Raw genomic sequence first — 24634 nt, 5'->3', positions numbered from 1 at the left:
AGCGAGTTCGGGCCCGAGTTCCCTATCTCGTGCCGCCCCCGTTTCGTCGTCCGCCGCAAGGAAACGTCACGTGTCCGCCCTGTGCAACTCGGACTCGCTGACCAGGTCATGGATCGGCGGGACGGTGGTTGGCGCTGAGTTGTCCAGGTCCGAACCTATGGTCCTCCCACATGCCGTTTGTGACGACGAGGAGTGAGCCTGATGACTGTGGAGATTGTTCGTATTCATCCGACCGAGGCGAAGAAGATGCGCAGGCTGCACCGGCACTGGTCGCCGGGTACCGACGTTCCGGCGGGGCTTGGGGGCGCAGGAACGGTGGGCATCGTCGCATCGTCGGAGTACCGGCAGCTCGGGTATGCACTGGCTTCGGCGCCTCATGGGCTGATTCGGACTGCGCGCCAGGCAGGTTGGTCTACGGAGGGTTGTGAGCAGCTTGCTGCACACGTCCGCATCGTCGACGCTCTCGTCGTCAACCCGGAGGTTCCCGACGCGGCCGTGGTCCGGGCCGCGCTGATCGAGCGGTTGATCGCCGAGCTCACCGACGATATGGCAGGCAACGGTCGCTTGTACGGATCGACGGAGGATCTTCCGGAACGGGTGCAGTTCTGGCGCGAGTTGGGGTTCGAGGTGAGAGAGCCGAATACTCCGACGACGTGGGAACATCCGGGATGCCGCACATTGCGAGACAGCGGCGAGAGCCCCGGCTTCAGGCCGTTCACCAGGACTCTGGGCGGGCCGCTGTGAACGGCGAAGGGGGCCGTTCGCACACGCTGGTTGTCGCGGACGGAACCAGACTCGCGGTCCGCGAGGTCGGATCCCGAACGGCGCCGCTGACGGTGATCTTCGTCCACGGCTTCTGCCTACACGCCGGTGCCTGGGAGCCTCAGCAACGCTATGTGAGTAGGAAGTGGAGTGGCCGGGCGAGGTTGGTGTTCTTCGATCACCGAGGTCACGGTGGCTCCGGGGGTGCGGACGCCGGCACCTACACGATCAGCCAGCTCGGACGCGACGTCGAGGAAATCATTCGGGTGGTAGCGCCCACCGGACCCGTTGTCCTCGTAGGTCATTCGATGGGCGGTATGGCGGTGTTGTCGTACCTCGCACAACACGCCGATTCGACATCTCGTGTGGTCGGCGTGGGGTTGATCTCGACCGCCTTGAGTAACGTCGCGGGCGCCGGCATCGGGCGCGCGTTGAATACCCCGGCAGTCTCACTGCTCGGCGGTGCGTGCGCGCATGCACCGAGATTGGTCGGGCGCAGCTGGAGTCTCTCGCGGCGGCTGCTGACGCCCGTCATCGGCGCGACCTGTCCCATGGCTCCGAGCTCGGGCCTGCGGGCGGCAGCGACGTCGTACGAGATGGTCCACGCGACACCGATTGCGACGGTTGCGGCATTCTTGCGGGACCTGCGTCTCTACGACGCGTCTGCCGCGGTGGGAGCGCTGGGGCGCATCCCGGTATCGATCATGTGCGGAACCAGAGATCGGGTCACTCCGATCCTGCATTCACAGCAGCTGGCTGCGCTTCTGCCCAACGCCGAACTCGTTGCCGTCGCCGGTGGCCGGCACATGGTGGGTCTGGAGCAACCGCAGGTCGTCGGAGAAGCGCTCGATCGGTTACTTGTCCGTGCGCAGACCTATCACCGGGAGCATTCACCTACAACGGATCTGGTCGGAGCGTGACGTGAGCGTAGACAGTGCAGCAACCGCAGTGCGGTCCATGATCGCCGACATCGACGTGGACCCGGAGAGCGAAGAATTCTTGTGCGCGCTCGACCGGTTGTGGGAGCAGATGCTCAGCGAGCGCGCGGCGGAGATCGTCGGGCTCAGGCGTGAGCAGACGTGGAGTGCCGACGAGCCTGGATGGGAAGGCAATTCGTCGCTCGACTACTACCCTCGGCGCGATGTGTGGCGCACGACGGTACATACCGGTCGCACCGCCGGCGGTGAGGAGGTGAAGATTCCGCTCGCTCTTCTCGCGCCAGTTCTGATCGGACTCGTCCCGGTTCTTGCCGGCGTGACTGCGCAGGCTAACCCATTCGTCGCACTACTGGTCTGCATTGGTCTCGCCGCAGGGATAGAGGCGGTGGGGTTGTGGTGGTGGACCCGCCGCGATCCACTCCGCCTGAGTGAGGAGGACAAAACCGAGATCGGCGTCGCTGTGACAGCTCTGCAGACGTTGATCTCAGCGGGCGGAGCGCATGTCGAGCTGCGGTTGGCGTTGGCGGCATCGGCACTCGTCGACGAGATCCGCACCGTTCCTGTCTGGGAAAGCGAGGATCTCGACATAGGTCGCATACGCCTGAATCTCGACGAGCAACTCGCCGAAATTCTTGCGCATGCCGGTGAACTCGCCACAGTGCGAGCAACTTTGGGAACCCCGGCGGCGGGTAGCAGCCCGCAAGCCCTCGCAGCGAGGGAAGCTCACCTGGTGAGCAGCCGGTGGCTGGGGCGCGTCGAGCGTTCGCTGCTCACACGTGTAGCTGCGCTGTGGAGCTATCGTCGCCATCTGCTCGAGCTGCAGGAATCGATCACTGCCGGCGAATCTCTCGACAGGATTCACGACGGGGACCGGACCATCGAGGGCCTTCTGGTCAACTCGGCCGGCGATGATGTGGCGGCTTCGGCGATAGGTCAGTTGGCGACCGACCTCACAGACCTTCGGCGCGCCCGAGAGTCCGCGTTGGCGGAGCTACGCGGAGAGCTCTACGAATTCGAGGAGCGGGACTGATGGGGAGAAGTCACGACAGGATCAGCCCGGACCGCGGTAACGGCGTCTTCGACCCAGATCGGGGAGAGAGCGACATCGCCACCCGCAAAGAAGGTGCCTTGATTTCGGAACACGCGTACAGCACTCGCGGCGACATTCGCAGCGGAGCACGCGAACTCGACCATGCGACAGAGAACTTGCCCGGCCTCACCCGCGCAAGTCGAGACCTCAACCGGGCCTATCCACGCCCGACGCCGGCACCGATCGAGAACCAAAGGTTGCGCCGAGAGCTGCCGGCGGCGATCGAACTACGTCGCTCGCTGTCCGCGCGGCAGAAAAACGCACGCTCTGCCACCAAACGGGAGGTGCTCGATTCGATGCCGCAGGCGCAGTACAACGCACTGTCGGCGTTGACGTCGGATCCGAACGTCTGGAAGGAAACGAACAACGCGCTGTCTGCGGTTGCCGGCGATGCCGTTGAACTCGACGACGGCAGGCGTAAGCAGGTGCAGCGTGTCGACCGCGCTATTCAACGGTACGAACGTGAATCCGGCCGCGGACATCTCGTCTACACCTCTGTCAGCGTTCCCCATGCTGTGGTCAACCCGGCGGACTTGCCTGCCACGCTTCAACCCGGCACGGTGCTTTCCTTCGACCGGTTCACTGCAGCGACGCACTCGCTGCACGAGCTCGATTCCACCACTCGCCCGACAGATGTCGTCTTCGAGATCTCGACAGAGCGGGGGATGTACTACGGGCAGTCTTCACGGATGAACAACTCACATCATTTGCTTCCGAGAGGAATCCAATTGGACGTGGTGGGTGCACATTTCGCGCCGTACGAGCGACCTGGACAACAACCTGGCGAGCGCCTGATCGTGCAACTGACCGATCACAGACCCGAAGGAGAACAACGATGAGCAAAGACCAGACGGCGCGCCGTCGCCGGCCGGACCTGACATTTCATCCTGACATTCTCGGGATCCCGGCACAGTTCCGAGTCGTCGACACCCGCCGAGCGGAAGAAGCTGGCCCCGACAAAGCCGGTGACGCAGTCCGCGATATCGGCGCGCAAGAGAACTGAAGGACGCACACAAAAGAAAAGTCGGAGGCCACCACATGGTGTGCCCCCGACTCACCCGGTGCATTCTCAGTGCCGCCGACACTACCTCACGCGATCGACCAACTCGGCCAGTCCTGTCATTCGCCGGTGCCGAATCGGGGCAGCCTCTTGAAACTTGTGCACCCGAGCGCCGGCTGAATTTCCCGGGCTGACGGCGAAATGAAAGGAGCCTGAGCTGCAGGTTCTGTACGGAGGTGCGTGCACGGCGTCATCCAGTCCAGGTCCGGAGTTAGCGTGCGGCGATGCCGGACGCACCGCATCGGCTCGCCAGGAAAGGGAGACCATGACCACGCCGATCGAACCCCCCGATACAACTGTCGTCACGCTCGCCGCACGAGCCAGGGAAGCTGCCGCCGCAGCACGAAACGCGGCCGAAAAGGAAAAGCAGGACAGCTCCGAAACTCAAGGTGACGAAGACAGCGGTCGACTGATCGTGATGCTCGACGAATACCCCGCGTTTGTTCCTTCTGCGGATCCGAGCGAGGTGGCCGTGAATTTCGCCCGCAGAGTCAGTCTTTCATCCGTCGCACCTAACGCCGCCGAATTGATGTGGCCATCAGCAGAGACGAAAGAATGATGATGAGGCGCAAGGTCGCCACGTGTGTTGCCGCTGCGGGGCTTCTTATGACCGTGGTCTCGGGGTGCGCAGCGGTTGCTCAGGGAGGCCCCTGGACGGGAATGGAGACGAGTGCACCTGCTGCACCTCTCGTGGTCGCAGAAGTGGCCGGCGAGTCGACACCTCGCCTCGACGAATTGCTCGGATCGGTGACTGTCGTCGACAAGTTGCCGAATATCCCTGGTTACGAAAGGGGTTGCGGCACAGGCGAAAGGTGCGTTTTCGGAACCGCATGGACCGACAAGTACGACGGTCCTCTGGCCAGAAATGGTTGTGACACACGCAATGACGTCCTGAAACTTCAACTTGTAGATGTCGCATTCAAACCCGGAACGCGCGACTGCAAAGTCATCGCCGGCACGCTTCACGACCCGTACACCGGAACCGATATCGCGTTCTCCACGTCCAATCCTTCGGCTATTCAGATCGACCATGTCGTGGCACTTTCGAGAGCCTGGGATGCGGGGGCAGCGAATTGGACTCCGCAGCAAAGGGTGAACTTCGCCAACGACACGGACGTCAACTTGCTTGCCTCCCAAGGCAAAGCAAACCAATCGAAGTCAGATCAAGGCCTCGACACCTGGCTTCCCCCCAACGCTGCATTCCACTGTGACTACGCCATCAAATATCTCACCGTGGCCGCGAAATATCACCTGATGATCACTTCCGCCGATGCCGGCGCGGCGCGCACCGCCTGCGCACAGAAATGAGGAGAAGTAGATGAGTTCTACCGATGGTGATGATCACATCCGCTTGTCGAACGAAATCCTTGAAAGCAGACGACGAACCCGCCTCAGTCGGGCAATCGCGACGATAGGTTTCGCCGCAGGCGCCGCACTCACGGGAGGCGTGGTGACCGGCGCCTGGCTCTACTTTCTCGGCTTCTTCGCGTTGATCACAGTCGGCGTGGCCGTCGGCAACGGCATCAGTGGAGCCGTCGACCGGGGAGATCCGACTCGGCTCCTTCATCCCGGTTCTGGTCAGTGCGGTAGCACTGGGAATCATCATCTACCTCGTGTTCTCCGGCCGTTTGTCCGAGATCCTGACCTTCACCACCGGTCCTATCGCCTGAACCCAAGGCGCAACGGGTGTCCTGCATTCGACTTTTACGGACTCTCGATGTTGTTCGGCTTCAATCTCGAAATCTCCGTCACGAAACGATCCCAACCTCTCGGAAAAAAGGAATTCAGCCATGACGAGCATCGACAGCACAGACACACAGGGCGCCGCGGATTCGAACCAAGAAACCTGGCTGCACCTCGAATCCGCCCTGCGGGATATTCCGGCGCCGGGCCGCTTCAAATCCCTTACCTGCAGTGAGCACGCCGCGCTCGCCGAGCGCGTGTCCATCCTTGCGTTGCAACCCGACCCGTTTGACGCCCGTGGATTTGCGTACCCCGAAGGCATCCGCGGCACCCTCCAACGCGCCGCACAGATCCACGCCGCACTCGCCGCCCTTCCACCTGATGTCCTACCCACTACGTCCTCTGAGGCGCAGTCGTGAGCAATGAATCGAGTGTTGGCGACCGAATCGCACCCTGCTCATCACTCTCGGTCGCTGCAACCGCGCTCGAAATGGGGCACCGCGTGCAATTCGCGGAGTCCCGGCGATGGTGGAGGGTGCGAGCAACATCCGGCGATGGCAGGTTCGCGATCCTTACCAGCCCCTTCAACCTCCGCAGGGTCCCGTACTACACGATCCTCGACACCGAGCGCGGCGTACGCGGCCCGGACGACAGAATCTTCTGCAGCGGTTACGAAGACGACAGCGACATCGCAGATCGGATGCGCGAGCTGATCGCCGGAGACATCCAAGTGAGCCGCCGGCGGTCGGTAGAGAGCCACATCGTCGCGGTCCTCCCGCCCACCGATCGGCATACCCCCCGGGACCGATTCCGCCCCCTGACACGTACGAACGGTCCTCGAAACGCGACATGACACGACAGGAGAATCCCGCTCATGACTCAGACATACCGCGCCGCACAAGTTTTCCCCGACCCGGCCGAACGGCGACTCCGAGCAATGCTCGCGGCCCTCGACGATGCCCTCGCCGGGATAGCTGATGCACGCGAAGAACTCCGAGGGCTCTACACCGGCCCGAGAACGTACCCAGAAGCGCTGGAACTGTTCCTCGCCGCCGAAGCCGACAATCAGGACATCACCACCCACCTCGCCGCCGCAGCCCGCGATATCCGTGCCACGCTCGCGATCCTTCACAGCACCACAACCACGGCCGTGTCGAACTCCTCGACGTCGCTGCATCCACACACCCACAAGGTGACAGCTGCCGCTGACGTGAGGCGAACGAACAAGGCCCACATCGAAAGGGGACACCACAGATGACTGCCACCCCATCCGACGCCACCGCGCACCAGCACGGCAACGGATCCCTCACCCCCGCAGCGGAACCGGCAACAGGTTTCGACGCCGATAACCTCACAGCCGCAGACGAACTCGCGATCGACATCGGAAGAGTCGCGATCGAAGCCAGTGAAGGTGTCCCCTACGGCTCAGAGCCCGACGAGTTCTTCCTGGCAGCAGGGAAAGCTGTCTTCTACTGGCTACAGCTCAACGGTCACCGGCGCATCACCACTGAAGAGGCGGAAGAGATACGACAGGTGTCGAATTGCGCGCTTCAGTACGGCAACATCGCCAGCCGAGAAGCCGCCCACAGTCTGCTCGCCCGGTTCCTGGCAACCGAACCCGCCAAGGCGCGTCCCGATATCGGTACGGCAACCGCCGACAATGTCGGCGGTTCAGATGGTTCCGCCCCTGCCGAACCTGCGGAAGAGGAGACGAATGCGAAGGCGGTAACACGGTGCCCGATCTGCTTCGGACTGAATGGGTCTCACAACACGATTCACGAGCGCTACCCGGCCGGCGGCGGCGGAACCAACAAACCCTGCCCGAACTCCCTGCCAGCCGTTACAGAAGAAGTGAAGACGCACTGCCGGTGCGTCACGCCGGACTGGTACCACGATGGGCTGGACTCGGATATCGCCGGACGCCTGTGCCGCCGGTGCCGTCTGCGACAGAACATCCCGTACAGGGATCTCGTCAACTCGCCGGTTGCCCGTACCGCAGTGTCAGCGTTCAGTGTCGCTGCACTAGCCCTACGAAACGCCGTGGAAGTACTGGACCCTCACGAAGGTGGGGATTGGGAGCACGCGTGGCAGACGATTGCAGACCTCGAAGACTGCGCCGGCCGCTTCGAGGCAAGTGAGAGAACGGAAGTGAGGGAAAGTGGTCGAGAAAATCGCTAAGCATGGAAGACACGCTACGAGTCAGGCGAAACTGGGCACGCATGTCCTCAGTCCAGTCGGCCCCGAGAATTTCAGTGAGCACTACTACGGAGTGCGAATCACCATTACCCCACTGGGCAGGCTGCGCGGGCTTTTCAGAGAGTGGTTCCTCGTTCCACCCGACTTTCATCCAGCGATACCGGTGTGCATCTACGGACATGGCGTCGAACCTAAACGTATTGCCGCGGCGATCAACCGGTACGCCCGCGAAGCAGAATGGGAACGTCGGCCGACGTTGAGACAGATCATCGACGGGATCGACGAACGGTGGATCAGTGGCACTATGACGAACTCGGAAACAGGGTTGGTGGTGTACGCGCGGCTCTGCCTGAGATTTGAGGAGCGGATCCGCGGCGCAGTTCCTGTCACCATCATTGCTCCGGAGCCAGAGACCATGACAGTGGGGGCAACTGGCGGAGATCTGGTGAATCCGGGAGTTGACAATTGACGATGTCGATCACCGTGAACTGTGATGCGTGTGGAACTACTCGAGAAGTTCCGGCGAACTACTTGTCATCGTGCAGTGTCGTGAGATCCGCGATCGAGCCAGGGTGGACACATTCCGTCGACGAGAACTACTGCTCGAATTGCGCTGCAGTGAGGGCGCAGACGTGGCCTCGAGAATCCGAGGGAGGGACTCCATGAGCATCACTGAAATTCGGCCACTAGGTGCCGTTGATGGGGTGAAGGCTCCTGTGTCTCACTCGATTCATGCGATTCCCGGTAACACCACGCTCGACGAACTCACGGAATTCGCGTGGAAGGATCTCTCGACTCCCGACAAGGCGATTGGTGCATACCGGTTGGTGTCTCTCGCCGATGACCCTGATGTGTGGGAGCAACTCGGCTCTCTCACTTACGCGCGATTCGTCGACGTCGGTGCATTCGCTGCCGTCTATTCCGAGGGGCACTGGATACCGCTCTCGTGTGGGCAATGGCTGGTGCGCACACACGACGATGACCTCATCGTTGTCTCCGACGAGGACCTCCGGCTCGGGTACGAGTTACTCGGGTGAAAGAAAAAGAGCCGTCGGAGCGCTCGCCAGGGAAGGTCGTTGACCTTGGTCTTATGTTCGTCGATTGCTTGCAGGCACCTGAGCTGTCCAGGTCCGTCTCTACTGTCCGGATCGCACTGAAAGTCCCCGCGGTCATCGAGACAGTTGTTCCCCTCGGCCGCACCAACATCCGGCAAAGGAAGACATCATGGACATCGCATCACTCATCGTCGGCGTCGCAGTAGCCGGCGCATCGGCAGCGCAGGGAGCTGGCGTAGAGCCAGTCATCACCGACACCATCACCTCGGTAGTCGAGGAACAGGCACCGGCTGCCTCCCAGTTCATTCCAGATCCGCAGCCGTACCTGGACCAGGCAACAACTGCCCTGACGCAGCTGCAGGAGCAGATTCCTCCTGCGTGGCAGTCCGAGGCGGAAAGTGCGCTACCCCCGGAACTGAAAGACGCTGCGGCGCAGATACAAGAGATCCTCCCGCCGCAGGCACAGGCTCTGATCCCCGACGTCGCCCTTCCTGCTCCCGGACCGGACTCGGTTCCGCCGGCCGGCTCGGCGCCGAACGGATCCGCTGTCGAAGACGCATCGGCAAATGACACGACACCTGCCGGAGGGCCTGCGCTTCTGCCCTCCGTGTTCAGCGCACAACCATCTAACGCTGCCGGGATACCCTCGCTCACAGGCCTGTTCGCACCGTCGGCGGTGCCGGATCTGAAGTTCGATCCCAACCTTCCTCGCAATGTTGAGTTCGCTCGCGCTGTCATCGAAGCTGCGATGCGGGCACTCGGGCTTCCCTACCAGTGGGGCGGCGGTTTGTTGACCGGTCCGTCGATGGGTGATGGAACGGGCGGCCCGATCGCCGGTTACGACTGCTCCGGACTGAGCCGCTTCGCGTACTTCATCGGAAGCGGCGGAACCAAGGTGCTGCCTCGGACGTCGCAGGAGCAGTTCCGCGCCGGACACCAGATTCCGATGAGCCAGGCACAGCCGGGTGACCTGCTGTTCGGGAATTGGCAGGCTGACGGCGCCAATCATGTCGCGATCTATCTCGGCGAGGGCAAGATGATCGAGGCACCTCAGACCGGTCAATTGGTGCAGATCAGCGCAGTCCGTTCGGACATGATCCCGGCCAGGTTCCTCTGATGACGGACCTATCTTCCACTGTGAGTAACTGCCGGGCCGAGCGGCCAGGTCGCAGTGTTTCGACGCTCAGTGGTGTCGGGGCCGCCGCCCTGATCCCGGCGGCGCTGACGACGCTATTGATTCAGTGGGGGCCTGCAGCGGCGTCTGCGCTCACTCACAGTGGGAGGGGATGACAGTGACGGACGGCGCACCCGACAGCACAGCCGCAGGCCACTACGATTTGCGTAACGACAGCGGAGAACCTCAACAGAGCACCGCTGAGATTGATGCGAGCACAACCTCGAGTGAAGGAGATACCACTGCCATGACCGCGACAACGCCGTCAAGCCACAAGAAGGCGCTGGAGACAGCACGCAAGGCCGCAGAATCGTTGGCGCAGGAGGCGATTGCAACGAGAGTCGCTCTCGTCGGTGCCATCGGCGAGGCGGAAGCTGAGCTTGCTGCCATCGACGCGGCACGGGTTGAGGCAGAGGACACGATCCGCCTCGCCCATGAACGCGCGCTCGCGGGCGGGTGGACCGTCAAGGAACTCGCCGCTATGGGATACAGCGCACCGAAAAAGAAGAAGGCCGCAGCGTCGAGTAAGCGATCCTCGTCGGCGCCGGCAGAAAACACGGCCGCCGCGAATGCACCCCAAACGTCCGAACAGAATCCCGCGCACGACAGCTCGGCCTAAAAAACGCACACCACGTGTACCCCCGGGTCCGTCTACATCGGGACTCGTCGCTGCGCCGCAAAAGCGTGAGAAAGCAGCCCGCCGTCGCACCCTTTCTGATCGGTGTGTCGTAGCCCTCGGCTAATCTCGAATGTGCGACGAGCAGCAGGTCGCCACACCGACCTAGACCGCAGCACAATCGGCGGTCCTGATCTTGTGAGGGAAGATTCCCCACGAGATTGGTCGAGGTGGCGACCTGCTGCTGTTTTTGTCTCCGTAGTGAGAGGGCAACGCCTAGTTGCAAACTGGGGTCGCGGACGGCTGCACATGTGTGAAAGGTTTAGCGGGTCAACACGAACCCACCAATTTTAGGAGCGCAATCTCATGGCTACAGTCAAGGATTCGACGACGTGGGCTATCCGAGCTTTGCACTACTCCGAACTATCGGACAACGCGATCGAAAAGGACGTGGATCGAGCGAATGTTTTTGCGACGCACGCCCTGGTTTATGCGACGCTGGCGGCCTCCGGTGTCGAGGTCCATTACAACTAAATCGCTGAGGGATTCGTGGAGCTTCCCTCTCGACAGGTGAAAACTGTTTGGGCGCAGCCCAATACTGCTGAAGACAGGCCTGTCTTCGATCGTATGTGGTTCGAGGTCAGACGAATTCACGGATCCGAGGGAGGACTCGTGCTAGCTCTTCGAAAAGCGCCGGCCATCCGCGTCTGAGTCTGGTGATGCGGCCGCGCTCGAGGAACGCTCCGTCAAGGATGTGTGAGACCCGTAGATGCTGCTCGGGCGTGCCGAGGCGGCGGAGCTTGTCGTAGACGGGGTTGACGGGAAGGTCGTGCGCGGCGATGTGCGACCAGATGTCCTCGCTACTCCAGTCCCAGACCGGCCCGAAAACGTGTGTGCCATCGGCTCGGTCGAGGGCGCCGCCATGTGTGAGTCGCTGCTGCGCTGCTGTGGTGCAGCAGTCGACGCATTCTTCGGTAACTCGGACGCGGAGAGCGTTGTAGTACATCGACCAGCGTCCGGTCCCTTTCGCTGATTCGTCGGCACGTACACCCCAGATCTCGCCCGATCCGTGAGTCTGATGTGCCGCGCGTGAGGGTGCTCCGATGAGAATGTCGCGGAGCGCTCGCGTCGTCGCTCGTGTGGGCAGGTGGTGATCCCATTCGCCGGAGTCCGCGAGGACGGTCAGCAGGGGTGGGTCGGCTCGGTGCACTTCGAGATTGAGGTTCCATGCGTCGGCGAGGTCGGCGATGTACTCGTAGGTCTGTGGGTATTCGAGCCCTGAATCGAAGAAGACGACAGGAATGTTCGGCTCGACCGCTGTGGTCAGGTGCAGGGCGACGAGTGAATCTTTGCCGCCGGAGAAGGCGAGATATCCGTCGTGATTGTCGAGGTGTTCCTCGATGCGCTCTTTGATCGCGGCCAGGTTCGGGCGCGGGCGCCGCAGTGCGCGCAGTGTGGTCAGATCGAGCCCGTCCGCGCGAGGGGTGCCACTCATATCTCTGCCGCTTCCCTGGGTGCTCGATGAGTATTTCTGGCGTTGTTGTCACACGCGGCCCGTCGGGCGGATCTTCCTGTGTATGTAAGGCCTCGAAGCCGATCCGACTCGGGGCACCTGCACAGGAGGACGAGCGTGATGAAAGAAAAACTACAGGAGGTGACCTCGTGCGTGGAGGTCGTAGAGGCGGCGTTCGCATCGACGAATCGTTCATCTGAGAAGGACTCACTGCAGAGGGGACGGTGTGCGCGCTGCGCGAAGGCCGACACACCGATCGAGCCCGCGCGGTCGGCGATCTCACGGACCTTCACCGCATTCGACTCGTGGAAGGCTCCGGCAGAGAAAGGTCTCTGCACACCGTGCCGGTGGGCGTATCAGACCTCGGAGCTGCGAACCCGAATGCATCTGATCACCACCGCGCCGGCGATGACCGAACTGACGCAGCCGCGCCTGGCCCGGACCTTGTCGGCACCGTTGACGTCGGAGATCGCGCTGGTGGTGCCGTTGCGTCGCCCGGCCCGCAAACACATCCTGCCGCACGCCCGATGGGGTGCCGTTGCTGTCGAAGACACCTGCTTGCCGTGGTCGGATCGCGATGTCGCAGCAGCTGCCGCGATGCGCCGACTGCGCTCTCACGGCTTCGGCGAACGCATGCTCGGCGAGAGCGCAGCCCCGTATGCAGTGCTACGCACAGTGCCGGCGCGTCGGTGGCCGGCGATCTTCGAGGACTGGGATCACCTGTCCCCGTACCGCCACGTCGACCGATGGTGGGCGTTGGCGCTGTTGGCCACCACACCGCCTCGCAGCAAGGCGCACGCATGAGCACGCCGACCGACCGCTGGCTCGCTGCCGCTCCCGCAGGCCTCCCACAGCTGCACGGTGTGGAGAACGTGGCCGAGCGACTGCTGTTGCTGTTGCACTACGGCGTGGACTGGGATTCGTGGGTGGGCCGGCGCCGGGCGACGTACTGGACGCAGCATTTGCCGAACCGAGTCCGCGTCGCCACTTATGTCGGAGGAGCCGACCTCGATCGTTGGTGGTCGGTTGTCTCACGTTCGCTCGAATCCGAGCCGCGAACAACCGACGAACGGCTGGAGTTGGCCGCTCTTCTGCGCGCCGAATCGGAGCCGGTCCTGACACTGCTGCGGGAGCGTCCCACGGCCTATGTCCTGCGGACCCGCATCGTGGCCGAATCAGTTGCCGCTGCCCGCGCCGCGAGGAAGGTCAGCTGATGCGCTCTACCGTGAGATGGGATGTCGAACTGACTGCCCTGTCGTCGATCTCGCAGAAAGGCGAGGAGTCGGAAACGACGACGACACTGTTTCGCCGCGAACCGATCCTGCAGCCCGACGGGAGGAAAGTGCTGGTACCGGTCGTGTCGGGGAACTCGCTGCGGGGAGCATTGCGACGCACCGCCGAGGAGTTGTTCCGCGATGTGATCGGCTACGAAAGACAGATACCTCTCTCCGCGGCGCACGCACTGCGCAACGGCGGCAACCTGAGCAAAGTCGCCGGCGACTCACTGACCGGCCGCAGGCGTCAGCGCCTGCGCGAGTTGGTCCCGCCGATCAGTCTGTTCGGAGGAAACGGAGGCGGTGCGCCGCCGATCGACGGATGTCTCAAAGTCGGCAAAGTCGTTCCCCGAGTGAAAGAAACAGAATCGATCATGAGCAGGCCCTACCCGGGAGTGCTGATGTCGCAGTTCGAGCTCATGTCCCTGGAAAGTTACAGCCGCTTCGACGACGCCGGCACCAAATTCTTCCCCGAACCCCTCGACGCGGGCGCCGGTTCGGGAACTTCGGTGCACCAGACGTCGATGTTGATGCGCTTCGAGGTCGAGACATTGCCCGCAGGAACACATTTCGAAACATTTCTGAGGGTGGACCGGGCAACCGACCGCGACATCGCCTTCTTCAGTGACGTGTGGGAACGATTCTCGCGAGACGGCTTCCTGGGTGGGCGCAGCGCGATCGGGCACGGGCGAGTCCGCGCCGAGTCGGAGCTGACCGTCTTGACGGGCCCCGGCCCGCAGGTCGCGGACTGGCGAGCGGAACTGGAACCGCTACGAGAAGACGTGATCGAGGCATTGGGGTGGCTGACATGAACGCAGACACCGCTTTCGCTCCCTTCCTGGTCAGGGCCCATCTCTCGTCCGGGTTGGCACATGCAAGCCCCTGGGGGATCGCCTTGGACGGCATCCTCGCCGCGGAACTGTGGGCCGACCACAAAGCAGGCGCCCTCGACCGCGGCGAATACGTGCCGGCGCTCTCACCGGAGGCGACCCCGCCGGATCTCGAATTGCCGCTCGCGCGCTGCACTCTGGCGGGTGCGGACTGGCATTGGTGCGCGACGTGTTCGTTCCCCGAAGACCCGGCCGGGGATCCGGTGGTGCGGTACTGGGCGAGCAGAACTGATCACCGAGGGCTCGAGGAACTCGCGTCGAGCGTGCCGGCAGTGATCTCGGATCGGCAGGGCCGCTACCGGGCGAGGTACATGCCGTTGATGATCACCAACTCGCGAACTGTCACCTGGCGCGGTGTGGGTGATCTGACGGCTGTCGCGGCGATATTGTCCGGTCTCGATGTGATCGGGAAGAAGCGTGCGCACGGGGAGGGGCGTGTTCTGCGGTGGGAGTTCGAGAACCGCGCAGGCGAGGATCCGTGGGAGTTCTCGCATGAGCACGCCGACGGGACGCTGGGACGCACGACACCGGCCGCATGTGTGGCGGCCTCGCGAGACATGCCGGTCACCTCGGGGTTCGGGTTGGCTGGTGTTCGTCCGCCGTACATGCACCCGGCGCGGATGCGCGAACTTCACCTGCCGCGGTAGCGGTGTTCGAAGGCGGGCTGGTGGTTTGTTACTCGAAACGGGTCACAGGTGGTATTGGTCGAATTTTGCGACTCACTGGGCGAGGCTCGGCCGGCTGGTCTGGGGGTGGTGCGATGAGTGTGAGGACGTGTTTGGGAGCCGCACCCAATCGGGAGGAGGGGTGCCGGACGTCTTCGGGGATCGGTTCGTTGCTGAGGACGGCGGAAACGTAGGGAGGGAGGTCGGCGCGGTCGAAGATCCTGATGGGCTGATGGGCGAAAAATACGTCGGAATATTCGAGTTCAGATAGGAAACTGGTCATCCAAGCGTCCTTCCGCTCGTCGGGTGCCATCTCGTCCGCTGTGCTCGTCCACGCGTTGAGGTAGCCGCGATAGGTTCGCTGAACCCACTCGCGGCCGTGCGCAAGGGTTTTCAGTGTTGCGGAGTTGACGAGCATCGAATATGCCGCGCTGTCCGAGTTGAATGCGCTCAGGGCGCCGTGGTTGAGGCGGGTTGTCACCCACTGTGCAAATTGTGTGGGAGTCAACGGGTTAGGCCCTCCGTCCCAAGGGTCTTTGGGGGCCGGGGGTCTGTGGGGACCCGACCGTCTGCCAAACATGACCAGGGAATTGCGTATTCGCGGATCGCGGCTAGGGAGACATCATCGACTAGACCCTTGGTACGTGGGAACCGCTTGAGAAATACATCTGCGCTGACAGCAGTGATTCGGTCGCCGGAGGGGCCGAGGCAGCATGTGTGGTCGCTGTACCGGACGCCGCGAGCGGCGAGGTTGTAGAGCGCATAGAGGCTATGCGCTCCGCTCTTTCGGGCGTAGAGGTCGAGTAGGTCGATCTGCTGCATGCCAGTGGATCGAACGGTGTGTTTGATCTTGTATTTCCCGGCCGCGTGCGCTTTGGGTGTTTGAAGCTTCTTGGCTTGGATGACGAGGTGAAACCATTTGTTCGAGCCGTCCGAGATCCACCATTTCCAGTCCGCACCGTAGCGGGATTCCTCTCTGCGGGTGAAGGCTCCGACGTGGAGGTCGGGAAGGGTTTTCGCGAAGTCCAGCAAGATCCGTTCCGTGGTTCCTTCTTCACCTTGGCGGATGTTGTGGAGCTCTCCATCCGTGAAGTTTTGGCCGGCGCGGTGTGCATTTTTGAACAGCGCTGTTGCGAGTTGCGTCATGACTGGGCCAGGCGTGGAAGAAGTTGGAATTGGCACGTGTATCCCGTCGGTTGGTTGGGCCGCCGGACAAGGGTTGCCGGCGTCAGAGGATCGCATGTCTGTAGGCGAGCTTAGGAATCTACCGGTGGTTGTGCAGTCGCTAGAAGTGCCCAGAAATGCACTGATCGGGTAGAACTGCGCTTCGCTTCCACCGTGTGAAGTTTCGAAAAGGCAGGGTGGCCCCTCTGCTTCGGTTCAAGCAGTCCAGGTCCCTCGCTACCGTTCGCCCATCAATCCGAGAGGCCGATGTGTAGAGGAGTCGTGGTTTCGATGACCATCACCGAGATTCACCCAAGCGATACCGCTGGGAATGTCGATTGGCAGGAGCGGGCAGTGTGCCAACGCACTGATCCCGAAGCATTCTTTCCTGAACCGGGAGAAGCGGTCCGTCCGGCGAAGCGAGTCTGCGCAGGATGCGACGTTCGTGTCGACTGCTTGGCATTCGCATTGGCGAACGACGAGCGTTTCGGTGTCTGGGGTGGGTTGACCGCCTCGGAGCGGCGCCGTCGCTATTCGCGGGTGCAACAGTGACCACCCACGTGGACTTCACCCATACCTCGTACGCGGAGGCCGCGAGGTATGCCGATTCCATCAAACTCGCTCGGTACATCTGGGATCGAGGGATTTGCGGCACTGAGCTGCTCAGTCTCAGTGGGGCTACCCGCCGAGCGCTCGCCAAAGCGGCTGTTGTGAATCCGCCTTGTACCTCGAAAAGGTGGGCGACGGTGGCGGATCTTGTGGCCGAACAATCAGCGTGGGCGGACGCTCACCCGGATGATCCGGGTTCTGTTCCGCTGCACGCAGACGAGCATGAGGCGTGGATTTCGTGGATCCGTCCAGCAAGCGAAATCGGTACCTCGCGTGGGTGATCTTCTGTTCATGGCAGGTGCCTCGATGACATGCCTGTTGGGTGTTGCGGGCCTCACCGTTGCCCTTCGAGGGGCAAAGAATGCGACCGACGAAGACGAAGCGCTCGGGCCTGCAGCAGAGTTGATCCAGGAAATGCGATGAACGACTCGCAGCTCACGCTTTTCGACATCGAACTGCGCGAAGTTGTTGCCCTTCGCGAGTGGTCAGAGCGCATGATCCCGGCGATGTAGACCGCACCGTGGGATTGTTCCAACCGGCAACGCCGCGCCCCGGCACGGCAAACTGACGCCGCCGACGCGGCAGGAGCCGCGGCATTGGTCCTCGCCCGCGACGACCTCAGAGAACCGAAACCGAGGACGCCGACATCGAAGCCTCCACATTCTGTGTGCCACCGAACCGGAGCCGTCCGGGCCGCGCCAAGGTCGTCAACGCCCTAATCGTCACCGCCCCGATCGCACTGCGCGAGCAGCTCACCGGTCTGCACAAGAACCGCGTTCTTGTCGCCTGCAGGCTCTTCCCCCGATGCTTCCGTGTCCATCGCAACGCCTTACGAGGTCGCCGATAGCCGATAAGGTCACGGTCGGCGGTCCGGCATAGACTCATCCAGCGCCTGGAGCTGTCGCGGGCTCAAGTATGGTGACGGATCTCGAGCGTAAGCCACCTCGAGATTGATCTTTGTGCGCTGCGCTCTAGTCATCGGAACGGACCGCCATTGGGTCTTCGCGAGATAAAACTGTGGCTGGTCATCCAGCCGGAACGGCCGCTTATCCGTACGCCGGAACACCTCAGGCAGGGACAGGCGGTTGAGCTCCTCGGTGCTGGTCTGAGCGGGGTCGAAGTAGATTTCGACGACTTCCTCACCCCCAACCCACCCGGCGTCTGTTGAGATCACGCCGGGAAACTGAGCCAGACTGGTCTCGCCAGACCAGAAACAGGGAGTTTCATATCGCAGTTGCTCCGCGATTCCGGACTCGATGAGCAGATCGCCACGGAACAGCGTAAACCACTTTGGAACGGATATTCCCGCTTGCTCCAGTGTGCCGGTGATCTTGTCGTGCAGCGAAATCAGGTCGTAGCGATTGGTCAACTTGGGTACCAGACTTTCCCCGTCGGGGGATAGGAAGTGCACCACTGGGTTGTTCCACGCTGGCTCGTTGAATTGTCGGAGAATCTCGGCATCCGGACCAGCCCGGTTGTTGTAGATAGCAAGCGGAACGAAGTGCGACTCGATCATTTCGACCATGAGTGCCTGCGCCAGCACATGCTGCCCGAAGTTCACACAGGTAGGGCATCCGGGAATCTCCTGGAAAAGGAGGAACACCGGCAAGTTCCGTTCCCTCGCCTCGGTCAGGGCCGCACCGAAGTCACGGTGCCACCGCACATCGCCAAGCTCGGCATGCTCGAGATAGCTGTAATCGTTGCCGCCGTGCGCATCGGTCGTGAAACGGGGAACTGCTGTCATCGTCGCCGCCTTTGGTCTGTGGTTTCCCAAAGAGTAGAACGGAGGCAGTTCGCTGCGTATTCCAATGGCGCCGCGCGCCGGGCGACTCACTGGCGAACCCTGCTTCAACTGCTGCGCGCTGTGCGAACCTCGGCCGTGCGGCGTGGTTCGCGCACCACGATGGTGACTGCCTCGGCGCCGTCCAGCAGATCCAGCGCCCCGAACTAAGAGGCGTCCCGCGTTCATTGGACGCTATGATTCCTCGGCTTTTTCATCGCCCCGCAGATTAGCGGGTGACTCCGGCGTTTTCGATGCCACACCAATTCCCGCTGACGATAGGTTCCATCTCGCGGGTGCGGCCGGACCCGACGGCCCCCGGCCAGTACGGCAACCGTGATGCGAGGCAGTAGTTCAGTCACTCCGAGCCACGGACACCGAATCCACAAGTAGGAGAAATGCCATGCCCGTAACGGAAGCCCTGACAAGACGGGAACTGCATCGACGTAAGTTGCTCACCGCGCTTAACCACATCGATCGTTGTCCGCGCGGCTATTTCAACACCGCTTGCAACAATCACTTCCGAATTGCACCATCTTGCTCGTGGGGGCGGCCGTGTCGCCCCAGACGCGGTCCCCTCCGACACGGCACCGCCCGCCTGATCGTTCGCTCTGATGGTTTCGCCCGGTGCCCGGTACTCGGGACAGCGCCCCGAAACCACCTCCGCAAAGCATCCACGCAGTCGACACTGAGCAGACCGCAGCACTGATCTGGGCATCGATCTTGATGAACGCTTTCAATCGGCTGGATCCTCGAAGTCGGCGATGGCTCCGCCCTACCGAGGACACCTCACGGCTTATGCCGGCATTGCATCGATGATGACGGTGCGAGTATCAGGGTCGGCGGGGAACACCCCCGTCTGTTCCGACAAACGTAGGATCATACGCGCGATATTCCTCTCCGCGTTGCCGGCGTTGCACGCCCGGCTAGCCGTGCTTACTGCAACCGCAAACGAGTCAAAGGCAAGAAACAACGACGCAATGGTCTACCGATGCTGCTGAGGCGTCCTCCACGCGGTGCTCATTCACGGGGAGCTTACTGGACCTGCGCCACCGCGGCTGTTATACAGGAATTATAGGGACCGCCCGGTAAATCGACTCGATCGGCGAGAAATTCGAGAGCTACAATTCAACCTGAACAGGACGCCCGAATGCAACGTAATTCTTAATCGAAGCAGCTTCCTGGGATGGGTCAGGATAATACCAGGCAATATCTCGGAATACGGTTTCGGAAACTACTGCGGAGTAGTATCTCGCAGTTCCTTTCCAGTAGCAAACGGTTTCGGTGGCGGTGCCAGTTAGATGCTCGTGGTTGACCGATTCGTCTGGGAAGTAGTGGTTCCCCTCGATCACAACCGTGTTGGGAGACTCAGCGAGCACTGTGCCATCAAGTATCGCTCTTGGCATTTTTTCCTCTCGTGCAAATGTTCAGGGTTTGAATAAAGCATACATAGGGCCGTACCGCATGGATCTCACCTGCGATGAGCGCAGGCGGTGCGGTCGGTGGCCGATTGGCGCTGGTGGGCGGCGGCGGTACGGATCTGTGGGTCCGCGAACGCGGCCCGTCCTGCCCCGCACATGGTGGTCGTGTTGACGGACGGGGATACGCTGCGGCCGGATCGGCCGGCGCGGGCGCATCCGGTGTGCGCGGGATCGGTAACGACGGTGCGCTGGCGCGGAACCCGGAGCGGGCGTCGCGTGTGCAGATCCCGGTCGGTGGCGCGTGAACGCGGTGAGCGGTGACCTGTTGCGGTACGCGCAGTAGGTGTTGACCGGAACTTCTCCCGCGCCGGACCGGGTGGCGAGCGTGGTCGCCCGTACCGGCGAGGATGCGGCGGCGCGGGCATTGATGCCGGGGCGGTGTCACCGCACACGATGCGTGCTGGTGGCCGGTACTGGCGGCTCTACCGAAGTCGGCGGTCCTGGCTTTCGACGGGGCAGACGCCCGGCCCTTCCCGCCCGCGAAGTGCCGTTGAACGTACTCATAGCAGGCGCAGAGGAATAACGCCGGCACCGGCCGGAAGTAGGTAAATAGCCAGTTCAGAGAGCTTTTCCAGGAAAGGTTTGATTCGTCATGCGCATTACTGCCTCGTCGTCGGATTTTGCTGTCCCTTCCGGCCCGGTCCCGTCACCGCCGCGCCCGCCCGCTCCGTTGCTGACGGGGCGGGCGGGGTCGGAAATCCCGCGGCGCCGAACGCACAGTGAGTGTCTAAACTCGTCGCGGGAGTCCAGAGCAGCCGCGCCGAGATCGAAGCCCGTTGCCACAGCAGGGATCTGGAAGGATCACGAAGTCGTCCATGTAACCAGAGCATTTCATTCGGCGTACGCGAGGTGCCCAATTAGCACGCACGTTGCCGAGGTTGGACAGTGGAGTCTCATTCTGTCACCGATAGCCACGTTATCGAGTGACCCATCCCCGCAAGTTACTGGGCTGCTGCGCAGTTTGGCCAATGAGCCTGTCGGAATTGCGCCATCGGGAGAGTATCGGGCGCGGCTCGCTAGATGGCACTGTCATCAGCCAAGCACGTAAGTTCTGCAATGCGACGTCCGACGCGTGGACGAACTTGCCTGAATTTGAGAAGTGAGATGGCCTTCGAATGTCGACGACTACCGAGTCCAGACTGGGAAATCTGCCCAATGAAATCACCAGCTTCGTGGGGCGGCGCGTCGAGGTCTCCGAAACCAAGAGACTGCTGTCACTCAGTCGATTGACGACGCTTACAGGAGAAGGCGGGGTGGGAAAGTCTCGTATCGCGCAGCAAGTGGCTGGTCAGGTAGCGCGCGCATTCGATGACGGGGTATGGCTGGTAGAACTCAGCGGCCACCGTGAAAAATCGGCCATTGTCTTGGCCGTCGCGGATATTTTCGGGCTCGTCCTGGCCGCGGACACCGCAGAGGCAGAACTCATCGACCATCTATTTGATCGCCGCGTCCTACTCGTTTTCGATTGTTGTGAAGCTTCAGTGGTTGCCATCTCGGAATTATGCGTAGTCTTGCTCAAGCGTTGTCCGCACCTACGCATTCTGACGACGAGTCGCCAGACGCTCGGAATTGTGGGCGAGGGTGTACTTGCCATTCTGCCCTTGCCGACGCCGCGAGAGGATCACGGAACGGTACTGAGGGGACTGTTCCAGTACGACGCGGTGAGATTGTTCGTGGAGCGGGCCGCAACTGTGATGCCGGACTTCGAAATTACCGCGAGCAATCAATCTGCCGTCGCGCAGATTTGCAACACATTGGAGGGGCTACCTCTCGCTATCGAATCAGCGGCCGGTCGGTTGCGGGTGATGACCGCCGAACAGATTCTCCAGCGCCTGACTGGTCGGTACAGACTGATGTCGCTAGGTAACAGGGCAGGGCCAGCCCGACACCAGACGCTCTCTACGTGTCCTGGCTGGAGTTTTGACCCGTGCTTCGCATCTGAGCAAGCTTTGTGGAGCAGACTGGCGATATTCGAGGGATCATTCGATCTCGATGCGGCAGAGTCGATCTGCTCCACAATCGTCCTTCAGCAAGAGTTGGTCGACCTCATCGCTGGGCTGGTCGAGAAATCGATTGTGATCCCAGATGTCGAAGGGCGGGTTGCGCGATACCGGCTCAGCGAGACGTCGAGGCAATACGTGATGGATCGCTTCGGCGATGACCAGACGTGGGATTCTCTGAGCCGGCGTCACCGCGATTGGTTCCTGGTGTCGACGAGAAACGCCACCGATATCGCGACGCGGGGAACTTCTAACGCCGGTAGGCCGGCAGGGTTGCCTACAAGGATATTCGCGATTCGGAAGGAAAGGTGGTCCATGGGGCCGGCATCGGAGTACCCGAGGCCGGTCAGACCTTGCCTGCCGGGCCACGCTTGGACGGTCGTCTGCATTCCAGGTTCAATGATCTCTAGTGCGGGATGAGGGCTCACGGGATCTCGGCTCGACTCGCCGCAATGTGCCGTTTGCCCGCGATCGATTCTGCAACGGAAGTCAGTGGTGCAATACCTTTCAGGTATTCGGAGACTACGAAGTTGTCGTGCGCCGCGGGGTAGGAGTACGTACCTTCGAAGACTTCCAATCGCATGGCCAACAGCTCCGGCTCGCTAACTCGGGAAAAATTCACTCGGTCGGCGGTCCGAAGGACGTTCGATCTGGCGGCAGCGGGTGCCGGTACGTCGTCGGCGGGATCGGCGGAGAATACGCGATTCCAAACTGGCAGTGTGCGTCCGAACAATTGGTAGCTGCCGGGGACAGACATGGGATAGATCGCCACACACGGACCTCCAAGGGCGAGGCATCCTTCGGCAGTCCACATTCTCGCCGGGTTGTATTTCGGAGCCGACAGCTGTGTGCATGGATCGAGTGAATATAGGAATGGCAGGCCAGGAAAGTAGCCAATAAATGCCGTCCACCAGGTAGCTTCCGTGAACGTGTCGTAAAAGTCCTCTCTGCTGAGTAGTCCATTGCAGTGGACGATGTAGTCGATGTTGTCGCCGTCGCGAACATTCGGCGCGTCACTACGGACGCTGATGCGATAGCGCTCCACTGCTGCACGGGTCATCGCGTCGTCGAAAGCGATTGGCATAGTGACCGTTCGACTTTGAAGTACGAGCGAATCAAGATTCGGCACTGATTCTTCACGTTCGACGAGTTCGTCGAGAAGGCTGGTTCGGGAGATACTGGATGGGTCGAAGGTGATCAGCACTGACCGGAAGCCGACTGCGGTTTCACGGATTCCGGCGACAGGTTCACCCGATAGCGCTTGTTGCAGTGCTTGTGCTCTAAAGTTCAGTTTTATATCCATCTCGTTGGCGCCGTACTGCATCAGTACTTGATGGTCTCCGGCCTGCAGGATCTGCATAGCAGGCCTGGCAGAGTTCGACGTCTGCGCCCGCAGGAGAGCGTGAGAGTGGGCCATTGTTCTTCCAGATGATGCTCGGATATCTTTACTCCATACTGCTCCGGCGCGAAGATAGTGCAATAGCACTTCTTGGTCGCGCGGAAACATGCAGGTAGAGAGGTTCGATGCCGGAACGACTGGTTCGAGCATCACGAGCGGCGGGACAAATCGCTGACTCCGTCGAAGCTACCGCGCGTGCTCACCGAGATCTCGTTCAAGCCTCCGTTGCGACACTGGGTGCTCGGCACATCCTCGAATCCCTCGTCGGATCGATAGGTGGGTGGGTCTTGCTTCTGAGCGAGACAGGCGATCTCCGTGCTGCCAGTCCGGAAGCTGCCCGTGCCCATCTGGGACTCGTTCAGGCGGAGTTACCTCGCTTAGCCCGACTCACTCGAAACGCGGCGATGTCGATCAACATGCCGGACCAATCGGTATCTATTCGGTCACTGCGAATTCCGGGGCAGACTCGCGGCTACCTGACACTGGGTAGGTCCACCACTCTGGCCGCCATTGAAACCTCCCTCGTCGATACGGCCGTGCTCCTGCTGAGCGAACATCTCAGGCGGACAGACGAAGAACGTCAAGAATTGCGGAACAACCGACGCGCGATCTTAGAACTGATGTTGAGTGGGCATTCAGGGATTGCTCGTCAGATGAGCAGCATTCTTCGGGTGCCGATTCCCGAGGGGCACGTCCGAGTGGCGCTACTGGGCGCACCACGCCGTTTTGAGGTCGAATTACTCGAAATAGCAGAAGAGGATCCGGCGTTACGCCGGGTCGATACCGTGACGGCCCAGCGGGATTCAGGGCAAGTCGGAATCATCCTTCCAAGTGCTGAGGGTGACCTGCGCACCCTTCAGGCGGTTCTTCGACAGGTTCCCTATGGCAGAGGATCAGTTAGTGAGCCCGTCGACGTCGACCATTTACCTGAGTCATGGCGACAGGTTCAGCGAGTCTTTCGTGCTGCACCCGATGTTCCGGGGAAGCTGCACGAGGCAAGGGATATTTCGGAGGCAGGGCTGCTCAGGCATCTTCGCGGATATCAAGTCCGAGTATGGGCGCGGGAGACCCTGGCGCCGGTAAGGAAACTCGATCAAAGCTCGAAAGTAGATTTCACTCGAACGCTTCGTGTCTACCTTGCGAAAAACGGGCAAGCCGACGCTTCGGCCGGGATGTTAGGGATTCATCGGCATACACTGCGCTACAGAATGAGTCGAGTTGCCAACGCACTCGGATGTGATCTGGATGATCCAAAGGTTCGAGCTGAACTCTGGTTCGCACTTCA

At 61.6% G+C, this 24634-nt stretch carries 27 protein-coding genes and 2 pseudogenes; 23 read left to right on the top strand and 6 right to left on the bottom strand.

The window, feature by feature from the left end:
- The first annotated feature begins 201 nt into the window (after positions 1 to 201).
- The 15 genes from ABTX60_RS37445 to ABTX60_RS37375 all read left to right on the top strand — a co-directional run bounded on the left by ABTX60_RS37445 (position 202) and on the right by ABTX60_RS37375 (position 11108).
- Entirely contained in the window at positions 202 to 744 is a 543-nt protein-coding gene (locus ABTX60_RS37445) for a hypothetical protein (RefSeq protein ID WP_209923487.1), read from the top strand.
- A complete protein-coding gene (locus ABTX60_RS37440; RefSeq protein WP_209923489.1) occupies positions 741 to 1682 on the top strand; it encodes an alpha/beta fold hydrolase in 942 nt (313 codons plus the stop codon). Before ABTX60_RS37445 ends, ABTX60_RS37440 begins: the two co-directional genes overlap by 4 nt.
- A gap of 37 nt (positions 1683 to 1719) precedes the next feature.
- Positions 1720 to 2730: a hypothetical protein gene (locus tag ABTX60_RS37435; RefSeq protein WP_245220021.1), complete on the top strand. Its 1011-nt coding sequence runs from the start codon at positions 1720 to 1722 to the stop codon at positions 2728 to 2730.
- Positions 2730 to 3629, top strand: coding sequence for a hypothetical protein (locus ABTX60_RS37430; RefSeq protein WP_209923493.1), 900 nt, complete (start codon positions 2730 to 2732; stop codon positions 3627 to 3629). The genes ABTX60_RS37435 and ABTX60_RS37430 overlap by 1 nt, the downstream gene beginning before the upstream one ends.
- On the top strand, positions 3626 to 3793 hold the full coding sequence (locus tag ABTX60_RS37425) for a hypothetical protein (RefSeq protein WP_157770399.1): 168 nt from the start codon (positions 3626 to 3628) through the stop codon (positions 3791 to 3793). Before ABTX60_RS37430 ends, ABTX60_RS37425 begins: the two co-directional genes overlap by 4 nt.
- Positions 3794 to 4115: 322 nt before the next feature.
- The gene (locus ABTX60_RS37420) at positions 4116 to 4409 is read left to right on the top strand and encodes a hypothetical protein (protein ID WP_003941812.1); all 294 of its coding nucleotides are present in this window, start codon (positions 4116 to 4118) and stop codon (positions 4407 to 4409) included.
- A 101-nt stretch (positions 4410 to 4510) separates the two neighbouring features.
- Positions 4511 to 5158, top strand: a complete 648-nt coding sequence (locus ABTX60_RS37415; protein WP_003941828.1) for an HNH endonuclease family protein — start codon at positions 4511 to 4513, stop codon at positions 5156 to 5158.
- Positions 5159 to 5640: 482 nt separating this feature from the next.
- Positions 5641 to 5952: a hypothetical protein gene (locus tag ABTX60_RS37410; protein ID WP_003941809.1), complete on the top strand. Its 312-nt coding sequence runs from the start codon at positions 5641 to 5643 to the stop codon at positions 5950 to 5952.
- 455 nt (positions 5953 to 6407) lie between these two features.
- Positions 6408 to 6791 (top strand): hypothetical protein, encoded by a 384-nt coding sequence (locus ABTX60_RS37405; RefSeq protein ID WP_003941821.1) that lies wholly within the window; start codon positions 6408 to 6410, stop codon positions 6789 to 6791.
- A complete protein-coding gene (locus ABTX60_RS37400) occupies positions 6788 to 7711 on the top strand; it encodes a hypothetical protein (protein ID WP_003941825.1) in 924 nt (307 codons plus the stop codon). The genes ABTX60_RS37405 and ABTX60_RS37400 overlap by 4 nt, the downstream gene beginning before the upstream one ends.
- Complete coding sequence (locus tag ABTX60_RS37395; RefSeq protein ID WP_041814180.1) at positions 7692 to 8198, top strand: hypothetical protein; 507 nt, start codon at positions 7692 to 7694, stop codon at positions 8196 to 8198. Before ABTX60_RS37400 ends, ABTX60_RS37395 begins: the two co-directional genes overlap by 20 nt.
- 193 nt (positions 8199 to 8391) lie before the next feature.
- Positions 8392 to 8766 carry a hypothetical protein gene (locus ABTX60_RS37390; RefSeq protein ID WP_011331666.1) on the top strand — a complete coding sequence of 125 codons (375 nt, stop codon included), beginning with the start codon at positions 8392 to 8394 and terminating at the stop codon, positions 8764 to 8766.
- A gap of 187 nt (positions 8767 to 8953) precedes the next feature.
- On the top strand, positions 8954 to 9901 hold the full coding sequence (locus ABTX60_RS37385) for a C40 family peptidase (RefSeq protein WP_011331664.1): 948 nt from the start codon (positions 8954 to 8956) through the stop codon (positions 9899 to 9901).
- A 304-nt stretch (positions 9902 to 10205) separates the two neighbouring features.
- Positions 10206 to 10577, top strand: a complete 372-nt coding sequence (locus ABTX60_RS37380; protein ID WP_229757323.1) for a hypothetical protein — start codon at positions 10206 to 10208, stop codon at positions 10575 to 10577.
- A 363-nt stretch (positions 10578 to 10940) separates the two neighbouring features.
- Positions 10941 to 11108, top strand: a complete 168-nt coding sequence (locus tag ABTX60_RS37375) for a hypothetical protein (RefSeq protein ID WP_003941561.1) — start codon at positions 10941 to 10943, stop codon at positions 11106 to 11108.
- A 106-nt stretch (positions 11109 to 11214) separates the two neighbouring features.
- Here ABTX60_RS37375 and ABTX60_RS37370 read toward each other — a convergent pair whose 3' ends face one another.
- Positions 11215 to 12069: a phosphoadenosine phosphosulfate reductase domain-containing protein gene (locus ABTX60_RS37370; protein ID WP_003941564.1), complete on the bottom strand. Its 855-nt coding sequence runs from the start codon at positions 12067 to 12069 to the stop codon at positions 11215 to 11217.
- Between the two features lie 135 nt (positions 12070 to 12204).
- Between ABTX60_RS37370 and ABTX60_RS37365 the strand changes: the two genes are divergently transcribed.
- The 5 genes from ABTX60_RS37365 to ABTX60_RS37345 all read left to right on the top strand — a co-directional run bounded on the left by ABTX60_RS37365 (position 12205) and on the right by ABTX60_RS37345 (position 15187).
- A complete protein-coding gene (locus ABTX60_RS37365; protein ID WP_351646039.1) occupies positions 12205 to 12891 on the top strand; it encodes a hypothetical protein in 687 nt (228 codons plus the stop codon).
- Positions 12888 to 13301, top strand: a complete 414-nt coding sequence (locus ABTX60_RS37360) for a hypothetical protein (protein ID WP_298785405.1) — start codon at positions 12888 to 12890, stop codon at positions 13299 to 13301. The genes ABTX60_RS37365 and ABTX60_RS37360 overlap by 4 nt, the downstream gene beginning before the upstream one ends.
- Positions 13301 to 14173, top strand: coding sequence for an RAMP superfamily CRISPR-associated protein (locus ABTX60_RS37355; RefSeq protein WP_298785399.1), 873 nt, complete (start codon positions 13301 to 13303; stop codon positions 14171 to 14173). The genes ABTX60_RS37360 and ABTX60_RS37355 overlap by 1 nt, the downstream gene beginning before the upstream one ends.
- Positions 14170 to 14898 (top strand): hypothetical protein, encoded by a 729-nt coding sequence (locus tag ABTX60_RS37350; RefSeq protein WP_298785391.1) that lies wholly within the window; start codon positions 14170 to 14172, stop codon positions 14896 to 14898. The genes ABTX60_RS37355 and ABTX60_RS37350 overlap by 4 nt, the downstream gene beginning before the upstream one ends.
- Positions 14899 to 15058: 160 nt before the next feature.
- Complete coding sequence (locus ABTX60_RS37345) at positions 15059 to 15187, top strand: hypothetical protein (RefSeq protein ID WP_351640235.1); 129 nt, start codon at positions 15059 to 15061, stop codon at positions 15185 to 15187.
- Positions 15188 to 15420: 233 nt separating this feature from the next.
- Here the strand turns inward: ABTX60_RS37345 and ABTX60_RS37340 are convergent, their stop codons facing one another.
- Complete coding sequence (locus ABTX60_RS37340; protein WP_003945292.1) at positions 15421 to 16062, bottom strand: DUF6615 family protein; 642 nt, start codon at positions 16060 to 16062, stop codon at positions 15421 to 15423.
- Between the two features lie 309 nt (positions 16063 to 16371).
- Between ABTX60_RS37340 and ABTX60_RS37335 the strand changes: the two genes are divergently transcribed.
- Positions 16372 to 16632 carry a WhiB family transcriptional regulator gene (locus tag ABTX60_RS37335; protein ID WP_003945293.1) on the top strand — a complete coding sequence of 87 codons (261 nt, stop codon included), beginning with the start codon at positions 16372 to 16374 and terminating at the stop codon, positions 16630 to 16632.
- A 913-nt stretch (positions 16633 to 17545) separates the two neighbouring features.
- Here ABTX60_RS37335 and ABTX60_RS37330 read toward each other — a convergent pair.
- Together ABTX60_RS37330 and ABTX60_RS37325 are read right to left on the bottom strand one after the other, a co-directional pair.
- Positions 17546 to 18433 carry a VPGUxxT family thioredoxin-like (seleno)protein, type 2 gene (locus ABTX60_RS37330; RefSeq protein ID WP_003945285.1) on the bottom strand — a complete coding sequence of 296 codons (888 nt, stop codon included), beginning with the start codon at positions 18431 to 18433 and terminating at the stop codon, positions 17546 to 17548.
- Between the two features lie 1157 nt (positions 18434 to 19590).
- On the bottom strand, positions 19591 to 19875 hold the full coding sequence (locus tag ABTX60_RS37325; protein WP_080552827.1) for a DUF427 domain-containing protein: 285 nt from the start codon (positions 19873 to 19875) through the stop codon (positions 19591 to 19593).
- A gap of 1190 nt (positions 19876 to 21065) precedes the next feature.
- Between ABTX60_RS37325 and ABTX60_RS43355 the strand changes: the two are divergent.
- Positions 21066 to 21497, top strand: a pseudogene (locus ABTX60_RS43355) (NB-ARC domain-containing protein); the annotation flags it as partial.
- A gap of 641 nt (positions 21498 to 22138) precedes the next feature.
- On the opposite strand, the gene ABTX60_RS37315 reads toward ABTX60_RS43355, so the two are convergent.
- Positions 22139 to 22267: a hypothetical protein gene (locus ABTX60_RS37315; protein WP_232509034.1), complete on the bottom strand. Its 129-nt coding sequence runs from the start codon at positions 22265 to 22267 to the stop codon at positions 22139 to 22141.
- 107 nt (positions 22268 to 22374) lie between these two features.
- Complete coding sequence (locus ABTX60_RS37310; protein ID WP_050794075.1) at positions 22375 to 23310, bottom strand: 5-oxoprolinase subunit B family protein; 936 nt, start codon at positions 23308 to 23310, stop codon at positions 22375 to 22377.
- A gap of 164 nt (positions 23311 to 23474) precedes the next feature.
- On the opposite strand from ABTX60_RS37310, the pseudogene ABTX60_RS37305 reads away from it, so the two are divergent.
- Positions 23475 to 24623: pseudogene (locus tag ABTX60_RS37305) on the top strand (PucR family transcriptional regulator); the annotation flags it as partial.
- Between the last annotated feature and the right edge of the window lie 11 nt (positions 24624 to 24634).

The organism is Streptomyces sp. NPDC126510 (genome assembly GCF_040302345.1).
Classification (GTDB): Bacteria; Actinomycetota; Actinomycetes; order Streptomycetales; family Streptomycetaceae; genus Streptomyces.
Note: the sequence above shows the minus strand (reverse complement) of the source record. Positions and strands in the feature narration are given on the sequence as shown.